Source organism: Angustibacter aerolatus, from assembly GCF_054776675.1.
In genome coordinates this window covers 1-14,259 of the sequence record NZ_BAAHBM010000043.1, presented here as the reverse complement: position 1 = coordinate 14,259, position 14,259 = coordinate 1, and the positions used below count along the sequence as shown (strand labels likewise).

The window sequence follows — 14,259 nt, the reverse complement described above, 5'->3', positions numbered from 1 at the left end:
CGTCCGGTGACGCCTGCCTACAGTCCATGTATCGCCTCGATACATCGCGGCGAGCTGACAGCGGTCACGCATGTCAGGTCCGGATCCGTCGGTGCGAGGAGGTCGTGGTGGCTGCACGCGGCGACGTCCTCGAGCTGGCGGTGCTCGGTCTGCTCCACGACAGCCCGCTGCACGGGTACGAGCTGCGCAAGCGGCTCACCGCCGTGCTGGGGCCGTTCCGGGCGCTGAGCTACGGCACGCTCTACCCCTGCCTCAAGGCGCTGTCCGAGCGCGGCTGCATCACGCAGTCGCAGCCGGACGCCGCCGACGGCCGGGGCACCGCCCGACGGGCGCGGATCGTGTACGAGCTCACCGCGGCCGGCAAGGAGCGCTTCGAGCAGCTGGTCGGCGAGGCCGGTCCGACGACGTGGGAGGACGACAGCTTCGGCGTCCACCTCGCGTTCTTCGGTCGCACCAGCGCCGACGTCCGGCTGCGCATCCTCGAGGGCCGGCGCAGCCGTCTCGAGGAGCGCCTCGAGACGGTCTCGACCTCGCTGGCCCGCAGCCGCGAGCGGGCCGACCAGTACACCCTCGCGCTGCAGCAGCACGGCCTCGAGTCGGTGCAGCGCGAGGTGCGCTGGCTGGCCGAGCTGATCAGCGCCGAGCGGGCCACCGGCCCGTCCGGCACCAACACGGAAGACAACTAGAGGAGCACCGCATGGGATCCGTCCGCGTTGCCATCGTCGGCGCCGGCAACTGCGCCGCGTCGCTCGTCCAGGGCGTGGAGTACTACCGCGACGCCGACCCGAACGGCACCGTGCCCGGCCTGATGCACGTGAAGTTCGGCGACTACCACGTCGGCGACGTCGAGTTCGTCGCCGCGTTCGACGTGGACGCAAAGAAGGTCGGCTTCGACCTGTCCGAGGCGATCCTGTCGAGCGAGAACAACACCATCAAGTTCGCCGACGTGCCGCCGCTCGGCGTCCCCGTGCAGCGCGGCCACACCCTCGACGGCCTCGGCAAGTACTACCGCGAGACCATCGAGGAGTCGGACGCCGAGCCGGTCGACGTCGTGCAGGTGCTGCGCGACACCGAGGCCGACGTGCTGGTGAGCTACCTGCCCGTGGGCTCCGAGGCCGCCGACAAGTTCTACGCCCAGTGCGCGATCGACGCGAAGGTCGCCTTCGTCAACGCCCTGCCGGTGTTCATCGCCTCCGACCCCGAGTGGGCCGCGAAGTTCACCGAGGCCGGCGTGCCGATCGTCGGCGACGACATCAAGTCGCAGGTCGGCGCCACCATCACGCACCGCGTGATGGCGAAGCTGTTCGAGGACCGCGGCGTCGTGCTCGACCGCACGTACCAGCTGAACGTCGGCGGCAACATGGACTTCAAGAACATGCTCGAGCGCGACCGCCTCGAGTCGAAGAAGGTCTCCAAGACCCAGTCGGTGACCTCGAACCTCACCGGCCCGCTCGCCGGCAAGACGGCCGACCGCAACGTGCACATCGGCCCGTCGGACTACGTGCAGTGGCTCGACGACCGCAAGTGGGCGTACGTGCGCCTCGAGGGCCGCGCCTTCGGCGACGTGCCGCTGAACCTCGAGTACAAGCTCGAGGTGTGGGACTCGCCCAACTCGGCCGGCATCATCATCGACGCCATCCGCGCGGCGAAGATCGCCAAGGACCGCGGCGTGGGCGGCCCGATCCTGTCGGCGTCGACCTACCTCATGAAGTCGCCGCCGGTGCAGATGCCGGACGACCTGGGCCGCGCGCAGGTCGAGGCGTTCATCCGCGGGGACGCCGAGGCGATCTGACGCCCGACCGCACCACCCGCAGCACCTCGTCGACCCCGGTCAGGCACCCGCCCGGCCGGGGTCGACGACGTCCAGCACCAGCACGGTGACGTTGTCGTGCCCCCCGGCGTCGAGCGCCACCTGCACCAGCGCGCGGGCCGCGTCGCCGGCGTCCGGGCAGCTCAGCAGCACGGTGCGGATGGTGCCGGCCTCGACCTCGTCCGACAGGCCGTCGGAGCAGACGACGAAGCGCTGGCCGGCCGCCGGCTCGACCAGCTCGACCTGCACGCCCTCGAGGTCGTCGCGGCCCATCGAGCGGGTGACGATGTTGCGGTTCGGGTGCCGCATCGCCTCGGCCGGCGACAGGACGCCGGCGTCGACGAGCTCCTGCACCAGCGAGTCGTCGCGGCTGACCTGGCGCAGCCGGTCGTCGCGCAGCTCGTAGACCCGGCTGTCGCCGACGTTGCACACGGCCAGCCGCTCGGCGCCGTCGACCACGACCACCGCGACACCGGTCACCGTGGTGCCCATGCCCTCGCGCTCGGGGTGGGTGCGGGCCGAGGCGACGACCCGCTCGTTCGCCTCGACGAGCTGGTCGACCACCTGGCTGGGCGTCAGGTCGGTGCGACCGGCCAGGTCGGCGAGCGCCTCGACCACCAGCGCGCTGGCGACCTCGCCCGCGGCGTGCCCGCCCATGCCGTCGGCGACGAAGTAGACGGGGGCGGTGGCGACGTAGGCGTCCTCGTTGTCGCTGCGCACCCGTCCGACGTCCGTGGCCGCGCCGACGCTCAGCTGCATCTCGCTCCGCTCCCTCGGGCCCCCGAGCGGGCCGGTGCAGACGATAACGACCACCGGCGCCCCCTGGTGCCCCGTCCGCGGGACCTGCGCGGCGATAGCGTGCGGCGCGTGACGACCGAGCTCGACGTCGAGCTGCCCGACGGGCGGGTGCTGCACGCGTACGACGCGGCGCCCGGCGGCGACGACCGCCTGCCGGTGTTCTGGCAGCACGGCACGCCGAACCTCGGCGCCCCGCCGGTGCCGCTGTTCGCGGCGGCCGACCGGCTCGGGCTGCGCTGGGTGTCGTACGACCGGCCCGGGTACGGCGGGTCGACGCGACGACCGGGCCGCGACCTGGCCTCGGCCGCCGGCGACACGCTCGCCGTCGCCGACGCCCTGGGCCTCGGGCGGTTCGCGGTGGTCGGGCACTCCGGCGGCGGCTCCCACGCGCTGGCCGTCGGGGCGCTGCTGCCCGACCGCGTGGTGGCGGTGGTCTCGATGGCCGGGCTGGCGCCGCCGGACGCCGGGGGGCTCGACCCGTTCGAGGGGATGGCGGCGTCCGGGGTGGCCTCGCTGCGGGCGGCCGCCGAGGGGCGCGAGGTCAAGGAGGCCTACGAGCTGGCGCACGGCGACGCCTACGACCCCGAGTTCACGCCCGGCGACCTGGCGCTGTTCGACGGTCCGTGGGGCTGGTTCGGCTCGGTGGTCGGTCCGGCGCTCGACGGCGGGCCCGGGCCGCTCGTCGACGACGACGTCGCGTACGTCTCGCCGTGGGGCGTCGACCTCGCCGACGCCCGGGTGCCGGCCCTGGTGCTGCACGGCGAGCTCGACCGGGTGGTGCCCGCCGCGCACGGCCGCTGGAACGCCGCCCGCTGGCCCGGCGCGGAGCTGCGGCTGCTGCCCGGCGCGGGGCACGTCTCGGTGGTGACGGGCGCGGAGGGCGCGCTCGAGTGGGTCGCCGGACAGGGCACCTAGGCTGGCGAGATGTCGTTCGTCGCCGACCTGCGCACGGTGCTGCGCGGCCGCGACTTCCGCCGGCTGTTCGCGGTGCGGCTGACCTCGCAGGCGGGCGACGGGGTGTTCCAGGTCGGGCTCGCGAGCCTGGTGTTCTTCTCGCCCGAGCGCGCGGCCACCGCGCAGGCGGCCGCGGCGGCGTTCGCCGTCTCGGCGCTGCCGTACACGCTGATCGGGCCGTGGGCCGGCGTGCTGCTCGACCGGTGGCCGCGACAGCGGGTGCTGCTGTGGAGCAACGCGGTGCGGGCCCTCATGGTGCTCGGCGTGGCTGCGGTGGTGGTCGGCCGCTCGGTCGGGCCGACGCTGTACCTGTCGGTGCTGGCCTGCCTGTCGGTGAACCGGTTCTTCCTCGCCGGCCTCGGCGCCAGCCTGCCGCGCGTCGTGCCGCGCCACGAGCTGGTGATGGCCAACGCGGTGTCGCCGACGTCGGGCACGCTGGCCGCGCTGCTCGGCGGCGGCGCGGGCTACCTGCTGCGCGGCGTGCTGCCGACGGGCGACCGCGGTGACGCCGTGGTGCTGGTCGCCGCCGCCGCGGTCTACCTCGCGGCCGCGCTGCTGGCCCGCCGGATGCCCGTCGGCCTGCTCGGGCCGGACGCCGGCGAGCCCGGTGCCGGGGCGCGGGTCGGCTGGCACGCCATCGCCGAGGGCGCGCGACACGTGCGCGAGCGACGACCCGCGCTGCACGCCCTCGCCGCCGTCGGGGTCAGCCGCTTCGCCTACGGCATCTCGACGATCGCCTCGATCCTGCTGTGCCGCAACACCTTCAGCGACCCGGCTGACACGGCCGCCGGCCTTCGCACCCTCGCGCTGGTGTTCGGCGCCACCGCCGTCGGCTTCGGCCTGGCCGCGCTCGTGACGCCGCCCGCCTCCGACCGCTGGGGCCCGTCGGGGTGGATCTGGCGCTGCTTCGTGCTGGCCGCCGCGGTGCAGGCGGTGTTCGTCGTCCGGCTCACGCTGCCGGTGGCGCTCGGGGGTGCCGTGCTGCTCGGTCTCGCGGTGCAGGGCTCGAAGATCTGCGTCGACGCGATCGTCCAGCGCGAGGTCGACGACGGCTACCGCGGCCGGGTCTTCGCGTTCTACGACGTGGTCTTCAACGTCGCCTTCGTCGCCGCGGCGGCCGCAGCGGCGCTGGTGGTGCCGCCGGGCGGCTCGTCGACGGCGCTGCTCGCGGTGATCGGGGTGCTCTACGCCGGTGCCGCGCTGGCCTACGGGGCCAGGGGCCGGCGTCCCGGTCTCACCGCAGCCGCTGCCGCAGGCGGGCGTTCTCGTCCTGCAGGTCGAGCACCATCCCCACCGCCCCGAGGGTGACGCCGCGGTCGACCAGGCCGCCGATCCGTCGTGCGCGCGTCAGGTCGTCGGGGCTGTAGCGGCGGGTGCCGCCCTCGGTGCGGGCGGGCGCGAGCAGGCCGTGCGTCTCGTACAGCCGCAGGGTCTGCACGCCGACGCCCGCCAGCTCGGCGGCGACCGAGATGCCGTACACGCCGCGCGCGGCGTCCGGGTCTTGCGCGCTCATACCGGCGATGCTATAGAAGACCTACCGCGCACGCCAGAGATCCGTGGATCGACGGCCCGACCGGAGCATCCCCGTCCACCTGAGAGGAGCAGACCGATGCTGATGCGCACCGACCCCTTCCGCGAGCTCGACCGGCTCACCCAGCAGATGCTGGGGGCGACCGGCACGACGGCCCGCCCCGCCGCCGTCCCGATGGACGCCTGGCGCGACGGCGACACCCTCCTCGTCGAGCTCGACCTGCCCGGCGTCACGCCCGACTCGATCGACATCGACGTCGAGCGCAACGTCGTCACCGTCCGCGCCGAGCGGCCCGCGACGCCGCAGGGCGCCGAGCTGCTCGCCTCCGAGCGGCCGCACGGCGTCTTCAGCCGGCAGCTGCTGCTCGGCGACCACCTCGACACCGCGCACGTCGCCGCCGACTACGACGCCGGCGTGCTGCGGCTGCGCATCCCGGTGGCCGAGCAGGCGCGTCCGCGCAAGGTGCACGTCACCGGCCGGTCGTCGTCCGACCGTCAGGCCATCAGCGCCTGACCGGCCGTGCACGCCGTGAACGGCGGGGTCGCCCCGGCCCCCGAGGTCACCGACCGGTTCGTCGACGTCGTGCTCGCCGACGACGAGCTGCTGCGCGCCGAGTTCGACGCCCTGGTGGCCGCGGCCTGGGGCGACCCGCCGACCCCACCGCGCCCGGCCCGGCGAGACCGCCCGGACGGCGGACCAGCCCGGCCGCACCGGCGCCGGCCTCGCGACCGCGGGCGGGGACGCGCCCGACCTGCGGCTCGGACGGCGGAGCGGCGCCGGCCGGGTGAGCGGTCGCCGCCGCGAGGGCGCCGGGCGCCTGCCCGGCGCCGGCTCAGGCCCGCGCCTCGGGTTGCTCGGCCCACCAGGCGAGCAGCACCTCGGTGGCGCGCTCGGGTCCGACGGGGCCCTCGTCGAGCCGCAGCTGCAGCAGGTGCTGGTACGCCCGGCCGACGACCGGGCCGGGGCGCACCCCGAGCAGCTGCATGATCTGCTGCCCGTCGAGCTCGGGCCGCACCGCCCGCAGCTCCTCCTGCTCGAGCAGCACCTCGATGCGCGCCTCGAGGTCGTCGTAGGCGTGCGACAGCCGGGCCGCCTTGCGCAGGTTGCGGGTGGTGCAGTCGCTGCGGGTCAGCCGGTGCAGGCGACCGAGCAGCGGGCCGGCGTCGGTGACGTAGCGGCGCACCGCCGAGTCGGTCCAGGCGCCGTCGCCGTACCCGTGGAACCGCAGGTGCAGCTCGACCAGCCGGGCGACCGCCTTGACGGTGGCCGTGTCGAACCGCAGCGCCTTCAGCCGCTTGGCGACCATCTTGGCGCCGACCACCTCGTGGTGGTGGAAGCTCACGCCGCCCCCGGCCTCGAACCGGCGGGTCGGCGGCTTGCCGATGTCGTGCAGCAGCGCGGCGAGCCGCAGCACCAGGTCGGGTCCCGGCACGTCGTCGCCCTCGAGCGCGATGGCCTGGTCGAGCACGGTCAGCGAGTGCTCGTAGACGTCCTTGTGCCGGTGGTGCTCGTCGATCTCCAGTTGCAGGGACGGCAGCTCGGGCAGGAACACCTGCGCCAGGCCGGTCTCGACGACCAGCTCGAGCCCGCGCCGCGGCGACGGCGACAGCAGGGTCTTCTCCAGCTCGACCCGGATCCGCTCGGCCGACACGATCTCGAGCCGCTGCGCCATGTCGGCCATCGCCGCCATCACCTCGGGCGCGACGTCGAACCCCAGCTGGGCGGCGAACCGGGCCGCGCGCAGCATCCGCAGCGGGTCGTCGCCGAACGACTCCTCGGGCGTGCCCGGCGTCCGCAGCACCCCGGCCACGAGATCCTGGAGCCCGCCGTGCGGGTCGACGAAGCGCTGCTCGGGCAGCACCAGCGCCATCGCGTTCACCGTGAAGTCGCGGCGCACCAGGTCGTCGGCCAGCGAGTCGCCGTACACGACCTCGGGCTTGCGCGACGTCCGGTCGTAGGCCTCGCTGCGGTACGTCGTGATCTCGACCGTGTGCTCGCCGCGCCGGGCGCCGATGGTGCCGAAGGCGCGGCCGACGTCCCACACGGCGTCCGCCCAGCCGGCCAGCACCCGCTCGGTCTGCTCGGGCCGGGCGTCGGTGGTGAAGTCGAGGTCGCTCACCGGACGGCCGAGGATCAGGTCGCGCACCGGGCCGCCGACCAGGGCCAGCTCGTGCCCGGCCGCGACGAAGCGCTCGCCCAGCTCGACGGCGACGTCGGGCGCGACGGGGCCGCCGCTGGGTCTGGACACGAACGACGAGCCTAGGGCCTGACGACGGGCGCGGGCCGCCCGGGCCCGTGCGTCACGGGCGGCGAGGGGGCGGCCCTCTAGAGTGACGGGGTGCCCCACCCCCGCACGCGCGCCCGTCGACCGCTGCCCGCGGTCGAGGAGACGTCGGCGGGTGGCGTCGTGGTGCAGCACGTCGGCGACGGCCCGCAGGTCGCGGTGATCGCCCGCCGCAACCGGGCCGGCCGAGTCGAGTGGTGCCTGCCGAAGGGTCATCCCGAGGGCACCGAGACCCTGGAGCAGACGGCGGTGCGCGAGGTCGCCGAGGAGACCGGCATCACCGGCCGCGTCCTCGAGCCGCTCGGCAGCATCGACTACTGGTTCTCGGTGCCCGACAAGCGCATCCACAAGGTCGTGCACCACTTCCTGCTGGAGATGGTCAGCGGCGACCTCACCATCGAGGACGACCCCGACCACGAGGCCATCGACGTGGCCTGGGTGCCGGTGCCGCAGCTGCGCGAGCGGCTCACCTTCGCCAACGAGCGGCGCATCGCCGACCTGGCGGCCCGCCGGCTGGGGGACCTCCCCTCGGCGGGGGCGTGAGCGCCGCCGCACCGGCCGGCCGGCGCGTGCGCGTCACCGTGCTGGCGCTGACCGCGGCCCTGGCGACGGTGCTCGCCCCCGCGACCGGGCTGCTCGGCGAGCCCGAGAGGGCGATCGCCGCGACCACGGCGGCCGCCGCGCGCGCGGAGGTCGTGCTCCGGTCGGTGACGCCGGCGCTGGTCACCCCGCAGGCCGAGCTGGTCGTCGCCGTCACCGTGCGGAACCCCGGCAGCGAGCCGCTGGAGACGGTGAGCGTGCGGCTGCGGCTGCTGCGCGACCAGCTCGGGGTGCGCGACGAGGTGGAGCGCTGGCTCGACGCCGGCGACCCGCGGGAGGGGCTGGTGACGGGCGGCGAGACGGTGCTCGACCAGCCGCTCGCCCCCGGCGGGCAGCGCGACGTCACGCTGCGGCTGCCGGGCAGCGCGCTCGGCCTGACCGGTCGCCCGTTCGGCGCCTACGGGCTGGGCGTCGAGGTGCGGGCCACCGCGGGCGGGGTGCGCGACCGCGTCGCGCTGCGCCGCACCACGCTGCAGTGGCAGGGCGGGGTCAAGGAGTACGCCGCGCAGCAGCTGGGCTGGGTGGTGCCGTTCACCGGGCTGCCGGGGTCCGCGCCGGACGACCTCACGGTGCGGCAGGTCGCCGACGCCGTCGGGCCGGGCAGCCGGCTGCGGCACCTGCTCGACGCGGCGTCCGAGCCCGGGGTCGGCTGGGCCGTCGACCCGGCGCTGCTGCTCACCCTGCAGCGCGCGGCGCAGCCCACTGCGCAGACCGGGGCGAGCACGCCGACCGCGCCGGCGACCGAGACGCCCGCCGACATCGCCGCCCGCGCGGTGGTGCGCACCTACCTCGCCGACCTGCGCGCCGCCGCGCCGGGACGCGAGGTGCTCGAGCTGCCCTACGCCGACCCGGACGTCGACGCGCTGGCCCGGGCGAAGGCGCTCGACCTCCTCTCGGCGACCCGCGCCGCCGCGGCGGGCGTGGTCGAGCAGACGCTCGGCGTGCAGGCCCGCACCGACGTCGCGGTGCCCCCCGGCGGCCGCAGCGACGACGCCGGGCTGACCTACTGGCGGCGCACCGGCTCGCCCACCGTGGTGCTCGACGGCGCCAGCCGGCCGCTCGTCGACGCGCTGCCCTACACCGTCGACGCCCGGGCCCAGCTGCCGCGGCAGGTCGTGGGCGTGCTGAGCGACCCCGAGCTGTCGGGGCTGCTCACCTCGCTGTCGCGCGACGACGTGGGCGCGGCCCAGCACTTCCTCGCCGAGACGGCCGCCGCCACCAGCGAGCTGCCCGGCACCTCGCGCCGGATGCTCGTGCTGGCCCCCGAGACGCTCGACCCCGACCCGAGCGCCTTCCGCGCCCTGGTGAAGGCGACCGCGTCGGTGCCGTGGCTCGGCGTCACGACCGCGGCCGCCTCGGCGCAGCCCGCGGCGAACCGCTTCGACACCGCCGACCTGCCGCGCCGCGTCGTCCCGGCCACCGCGGCGCAGCGCAGCGGCGTCGCCCGCAAGGACGTCGCCGCCGTCCGCGAGCTGCGCAGCAGCCTGTCGGCCGTGGCCGAGGTCGTCGACACCCCCGCGCTGCTCACGGCGCAGGCCCAGCGCTCGACCCTCGAGCTGCTCTCGGCCGCCTGGCGCGGCCGGCACGACGCGCTGGTGGCCCGGCAGCGCTCGGTCGCCGACGAGCTGGCGAGCAGCACGCAGGGGGTGCGGGTGCTGCCGAGCACGGTGAACTTCCTGACCGACCGCGGCCGGCTGCAGATCACCGTGTCGAACGAGCTCGACCGCGAGGTGCACGGCCTGCGGCTCGCGGTGACGGCGTCGAACCCCCGGCTCATCGTGCAGCAGGAGCGCTCGCAGCCCGAGACCATCGGCCCCGGGCAGCGCGTGCAGGTGCAGGTGCCGGTGCGCGCGCTGGCCAGCGGCGAGGTCACCCTGGAGGCGCAGCTCACCGCGCCGTCCGGTGCCCGGATCGGCGCACCCGAGCAGGTCACCGTCCGGGTGCGGCCCACCGACTCGTGGTGGCTGACCGGCGCCGGGGTCGTCGTCGGCGTGGTCGTGCTGCTCGGCCTCGTGCGCGCCCTGCTGCGGCCACGGCGTCGCCGGTCGAACCCGTCGCCCGAGCCGGAGGTCGAGGCGTGAGCGACCAGACGCTGCTGCGGGCCACCAGCCTGATGGCCGCCGGCACCCTCGTGTCGCGGGTGCTCGGCTTCGTGCGGACGGCGATGGTCGTCGCGCTGCTCGGCGTGAGCGGCGCCCTGGCGGCCGACACCTTCGCCACGGCGAACACCGTGCCCAACCAGCTCTACAACCTGATCGCCGGCGGCCTGCTGAACGCCGTGCTGGTGCCGCAGATCACCCGGGCCGCCAAGCACGCCGACGGCGGCCGTGCATTCCTCGACCGCCTGCTGACCATCTCGCTGCTCGGGCTCGCCGCGGTCACGGTGGTCGCGACGCTGGCCTCGCCGCTGGTGCCGGTGCTGCTGCAGCCGGGCGGTGGGCGCCCCTGGGACCCCGCGACGCAGCACCTCGCCGTCGCGTTCGCCTACTGGTGCGTGCCCCAGGTCTTCTTCTACGGGCTCTACACGGTGCTCGGCCAGGTGCTGAACGCCCGCGGCCGGTTCGGCGCCTACATGTGGGCACCGGTGGTGAACAACGTGGTCGCGATCGCCGGGCTCGCCGTCCTGCTGCACCAGCTGGGCAGCTCGCGGCCGGGCAGCCCGCACCCCGTCGACAGCTGGGACGGCGGGCGGGTGGCGGTGCTCGCCGGCACCGCGACCCTCGGCGTGGCGGTGCAGGCCCTCGTGCTGCTGTGGCCGCTGCACCGCATGGGCTTCCGCTACCGGCCGCGGTTCGGGCTGCGCGGGGTCGGCCTCGGCGGTGCCGGCCGGGTCGCCGCCTGGACGTTCGCCGCGGCCCTCGTCAGCCAGCTCGGCTACCTGGTGACGGTGAAGGCCGTGAACGCCGGTGGCTCCGCAGGCGGCCCCGGCCAGAACGGCTACGGCCCGGCGTTCCTGCTGTTCATGCTGCCGCACTCGCTGGTCACGGTGTCGCTGGTCACCGCGCTCTTCACCCGCATGAGCCGGTCGGCGGCGGACGGCGACACGTCCGGCGTCCGCCGCGACCTGTCGGTGGGGCTGCGGCTGACCGGCGTCGCCACGGTGCTCGCCTTCGCCGGCGTCGCCGCGCTCGGGCCCGACCTGACCGGCACGATCTTCTTCCGCAGCGGCCACTCCGAGACCGACGCCATCGCCGCGATCACCACCGCGATGATGGTCGGGCTGGTGCCGTTCAGCGCGCAGTACCTGTTCCAGCGGGTGTTCTACGCGCTCGAGGACGCCCGCACCCCGTTCCTCGTGCAGCTGCCGGTCGTCGCGATCATCGCGGTGACCAGCTTCGTGTCGGGCCGCACGCTCGACCCGCAGCGGGTGGTGGTCGGCATCGGGCTCGGCATGGCGCTGGGCTACACGGTCGGCGCGGTGCTGTCGGCCGTGCTGCTGCACCGGCGGCTGCGCTCGCTCGACGGCGCCCGCGTGCTGCGCACCTACGTGCGGCTGGCGGTCGCCGCCGCGCCCGCCGCCGCGCTGGCGTGGGGGGTCTCGCGGCTGGTGCACGCGGCCCTCGACGGGTTCGCGGCGGCCGCGCTGTCGCTGGCCGTCGGCGGCGCCGTCCTGCTGGTGGTGTACGTCGGGCTCTGCCGGGTCATGCACGTCGGCGAGCTCGACGAGGTGGCCGGGCCGGTGCTGCGCCGGCTGCCCGGGCGCCGCTGACCGACTGGTCCGAACGGGCGACCGCGCCTGCAGGCGCTCGCGCCCGGCACCGATGGGTGTCCGTGAGCACCCGTCCCGCCACCCGTCCCGCCGCGCCCGTGCGCGACGCGGGCGACGTGCTGGTGGGGTGGCTGGTGCGGCTCGCGGTGGTCTTCGGGCTGGTCGGCGCGGTCGGCTTCGACGCCGCCGGCGTGATCGGCACGAAGGTCGACCTGAGCGACCGCGCGAGCTCCGCCGCCAGCACCGCGAGCGCCGACCTGGCCGCGACCCACGACGCCCGGCAGGCGCTGCTCGCGGTGCAGCAGTCGGTCGAGGTCGACGGCGACGGCACCCGGCTCGACCCGGCCCGGTCCTCGATCGCCGCCGACGGCACGGTGACCGTGACGCTGCGGCGCACCGCCCGCACCTTCGTCGTCGCCCACGTGCCGCCGCTGCGGCACCTGGCCCGCCTCAGCGCCACCGCGACCTCCCGGGCGACGCCGTGAGCACCGGACGCCGCCGCGCCGGGCTGTCGCTGCTGGCCGCCGCGGTCACGGCCGCCGGCGTGCTGATCGCGCCCGCGAGCGCGAGCGCCGACCCCGACCTCAGCACCCTGAAGGCCCGCGCGACGGCGCTGCGGGCCGAGCTCGACCGGCTCGGCGTGCAGCAGGGCCTGGCCGTCGAGCAGTACGACGAGGCCCGCGAGCGGCTGCAGCAGGCGACCATCGGCGAGGTCGTCGCCGCGACCGGTCTCGACGACGCCGGCCAGGCGGCCCGGGTGCGCGACGACGCCGCGGCCGACCGCGTGCGGGCCATCTACATGAGCGGCGGTCCGGTGGGGCTGTCGGGTGCGCTGCTGCAGAGCAGCTCGATCTCCGACGCGCTCAGCCGCTGGCAGGCGCTCGAGGCGGTCGTCCGGGACGACGCCGTGGTCGTCGACCGGGCGAGCGACGCGATCGACGTCCAGAAGGGGCAGGCGCGCGACGCCGCCCGCGTCCGCGTGCAGCAGGTCGCCGCCAAGGCCGCGGCCGACGCCGCGGTCGAGCACGTGCAGACGCTGCTCGCCCGCCAGCGGGAGCTGCTCGCCGACACCGACGCCAAGGTCGTCGCGCTCGCCGACCAGCAGCGCAGGGCGGCCGAGGCCGCGGCGCTCGCCAGGGCTGCCGCGAGCGCCGCCTCCGCCGGCATCACCGTCGGCGCGACCGGCGTCCGCGGCACGACCGACGCGGCGGGGCACGGCCTCGAGGGCGGCACGGCCGGCCGGCAGCAGCTGCCCGCCGTGGCGGCTCCGAACGCCGTGGCCGCCGCAGCGATCTCGGCCGCCGCCACCCGCCTCGGCATGCCGTACGTGTGGGGCGCCACCGGACCGACGTCCTTCGACTGCTCGGGGCTGATGCAGTGGGCCTACCGACAGGCCGGCGTGTCGATCCCGCGGACCTCGCGCGCCCAGTACGCCGCGCTGCCGAAGGTGCCCATGAACCAGGTGCAGCCCGGTGACCTCGTGTTCTACGCGAGCAACCCGAGCAACCCGAGCACGATCCACCACGTCGGCATGTACGTCGGCGAGGGACTGTCGCTGTACGCGCCGCAGACCGGCAGCAACGTGAAGATCGGCCCGGTCGCCTACGGCACGATCATCGGCGCGGCCCGCCCCACCGCGACGCGCTGACCTGCGTGGACGGCGGTTCGCCGTAGCATGAGCACCGCTGCGGCGGCTGGGCCGCGGCCTGTGGAGGGGAGGCGGCCCTGGACGGGGTCGGACCAGGCAGCACGCTGGGGGGACGCTACGTCCTGGGCCGGCGGCTGACCGACGACGACGAGCACTCGACCTGGCAGGCCCAGGACGACGTGCTCGGACGACGCGTGCGGGTGACCGTGGTCGCGCCGGGGCACCCCGCCGCGCCGGCCGTGCTCGACGCCGCGCGACGAGCCGCCGGGGTCGACGACGCCCGCCTCGTGCGCATCCTCGACGTCGGCAGCGAGCACGAGCTGAGCTACCTGGTCACCGAGTGGCTCGAGGGCACCGACCTGGCCGAGCTGCTGGCCGCCGGGCCGCTGGCCGCCGACGACGCCCGAACCCTGACCGGCGAGGCCGCCCTCGCCCTCGAGGTGGCCCGCGCCCGCGGCCTGCACCACCTGCGGCTGTCCCCTGCCCTGCTGCACCGGCTCGACGACGGCACGGTGAAGGTCGACGGCCTGGCGGTCGCCGCGGCGCTCGCCGAGGTGCCCGAGCCGAGCGCCGACCGGGCCAGCGAGGCAGACACCCGCGACCTGGTGGCCGTGCTCTACGCCTGCCTGACCGGCAGCTGGCCGCTCGACGACGACACCGCCGACGACCTGCCGCCGGCCACGCGCACCGCGGGCGGGGTCGTCTCGCCGTCCGAGGTGGTGAGCGGCGTCCCGGCCGACCTCGACACCCTCTGCTCCCAGACCTTCGCGGGCAGCGGCGCCCCCAGCACCCCCGCGGCGCTGGCCGGGCAGCTCGCCCCCTGGGGCCGCGAGCGCCGCTCCAGCCGGCCGGACGGCTCGTTCCCGCACGCGCTGCCCCCGGTGCGGCTCGCCCCCCGGCCCGACCCGCGACCCGACCCGGCGCC

At 75.9% G+C, this 14,259-nt stretch carries 14 protein-coding genes; 11 read left to right on the top strand and 3 right to left on the bottom strand.

Annotated elements, in window-relative coordinates; all coding sequences use genetic code 11:
- Nucleotides 1-107 precede the first annotated feature (107 nt).
- A complete protein-coding gene (locus ACYVI6_RS11315) occupies nucleotides 108-686 on the top strand; it encodes a PadR family transcriptional regulator (RefSeq protein ID WP_460446471.1) in 579 nt (192 codons plus the stop codon).
- An 11-nt stretch (nucleotides 687-697) separates the two neighbouring features.
- Nucleotides 698-1,792 carry an inositol-3-phosphate synthase gene (locus tag ACYVI6_RS11310; protein WP_460446470.1) on the top strand — a complete coding sequence of 365 codons (1,095 nt, stop codon included), beginning with the start codon at nucleotides 698-700 and terminating at the stop codon, nucleotides 1,790-1,792.
- A gap of 39 nt (nucleotides 1,793-1,831) precedes the next feature.
- On the opposite strand, the gene ACYVI6_RS11305 is transcribed toward ACYVI6_RS11310, so the two are convergent.
- On the bottom strand, nucleotides 1,832-2,569 hold the full coding sequence (locus ACYVI6_RS11305) for a PP2C family protein-serine/threonine phosphatase (RefSeq protein WP_460446469.1): 738 nt from the start codon (nucleotides 2,567-2,569) through the stop codon (nucleotides 1,832-1,834).
- A 108-nt stretch (nucleotides 2,570-2,677) separates the two neighbouring features.
- On the opposite strand from ACYVI6_RS11305, the gene ACYVI6_RS11300 reads away from it, so the two are divergent.
- Nucleotides 2,678-3,523: an alpha/beta fold hydrolase gene (locus ACYVI6_RS11300; protein WP_460446468.1), complete on the top strand. Its 846-nt coding sequence runs from the start codon at nucleotides 2,678-2,680 to the stop codon at nucleotides 3,521-3,523.
- A gap of 9 nt (nucleotides 3,524-3,532) precedes the next feature.
- On the top strand, nucleotides 3,533-4,870 hold the full coding sequence (locus ACYVI6_RS11295) for an MFS transporter (RefSeq protein WP_460446467.1): 1,338 nt from the start codon (nucleotides 3,533-3,535) through the stop codon (nucleotides 4,868-4,870).
- On the opposite strand, the gene ACYVI6_RS11290 is transcribed toward ACYVI6_RS11295, so the two are convergent.
- Complete coding sequence (locus ACYVI6_RS11290; RefSeq protein ID WP_460446466.1) at nucleotides 4,797-5,075, bottom strand: MerR family transcriptional regulator; 279 nt, start codon at nucleotides 5,073-5,075, stop codon at nucleotides 4,797-4,799. The two genes, ACYVI6_RS11295 and ACYVI6_RS11290, sit on opposite strands and share 74 nt — an antisense overlap.
- A gap of 96 nt (nucleotides 5,076-5,171) precedes the next feature.
- Between ACYVI6_RS11290 and ACYVI6_RS11285 the strand changes: the two genes are divergently transcribed.
- Nucleotides 5,172-5,606, top strand: a complete 435-nt coding sequence (locus tag ACYVI6_RS11285; RefSeq protein ID WP_460446465.1) for an Hsp20/alpha crystallin family protein — start codon at nucleotides 5,172-5,174, stop codon at nucleotides 5,604-5,606.
- Between the two features lie 319 nt (nucleotides 5,607-5,925).
- On the opposite strand, the gene ACYVI6_RS11280 is transcribed toward ACYVI6_RS11285, so the two are convergent.
- Nucleotides 5,926-7,341 (bottom strand): CCA tRNA nucleotidyltransferase, encoded by a 1,416-nt coding sequence (locus tag ACYVI6_RS11280; RefSeq protein WP_460446464.1) that lies wholly within the window; start codon nucleotides 7,339-7,341, stop codon nucleotides 5,926-5,928.
- A gap of 90 nt (nucleotides 7,342-7,431) precedes the next feature.
- Here ACYVI6_RS11280 and ACYVI6_RS11275 point away from each other — a divergent pair, with 90 nt between their 5' ends.
- The 6 genes from ACYVI6_RS11275 to ACYVI6_RS11250 all read left to right on the top strand — a co-directional run.
- The gene (locus tag ACYVI6_RS11275; RefSeq protein ID WP_460446463.1) at nucleotides 7,432-7,920 is read left to right on the top strand and encodes an NUDIX hydrolase; all 489 of its coding nucleotides are present in this window, start codon (nucleotides 7,432-7,434) and stop codon (nucleotides 7,918-7,920) included.
- Entirely contained in the window at nucleotides 7,917-10,058 is a 2,142-nt protein-coding gene (locus ACYVI6_RS11270; protein WP_460446462.1) for a DUF6049 family protein, read from the top strand. Before ACYVI6_RS11275 ends, ACYVI6_RS11270 begins: the two co-directional genes overlap by 4 nt.
- Entirely contained in the window at nucleotides 10,055-11,686 is a 1,632-nt protein-coding gene (gene murJ, locus ACYVI6_RS11265) for a murein biosynthesis integral membrane protein MurJ (protein ID WP_460446461.1), read from the top strand. Before ACYVI6_RS11270 ends, murJ begins: the two co-directional genes overlap by 4 nt.
- Nucleotides 11,687-11,748: 62 nt before the next feature.
- Complete coding sequence (locus ACYVI6_RS11260) at nucleotides 11,749-12,171, top strand: hypothetical protein (RefSeq protein ID WP_460446460.1); 423 nt, start codon at nucleotides 11,749-11,751, stop codon at nucleotides 12,169-12,171.
- Entirely contained in the window at nucleotides 12,168-13,334 is a 1,167-nt protein-coding gene (locus ACYVI6_RS11255) for a C40 family peptidase (protein ID WP_460446459.1), read from the top strand. The genes ACYVI6_RS11260 and ACYVI6_RS11255 overlap by 4 nt, the downstream gene beginning before the upstream one ends.
- Nucleotides 13,335-13,513: 179 nt before the next feature.
- A partial coding sequence (locus ACYVI6_RS11250; protein WP_460446458.1) for a protein kinase family protein occupies nucleotides 13,514-14,259 on the top strand: 746 nt, incomplete at its 3' end.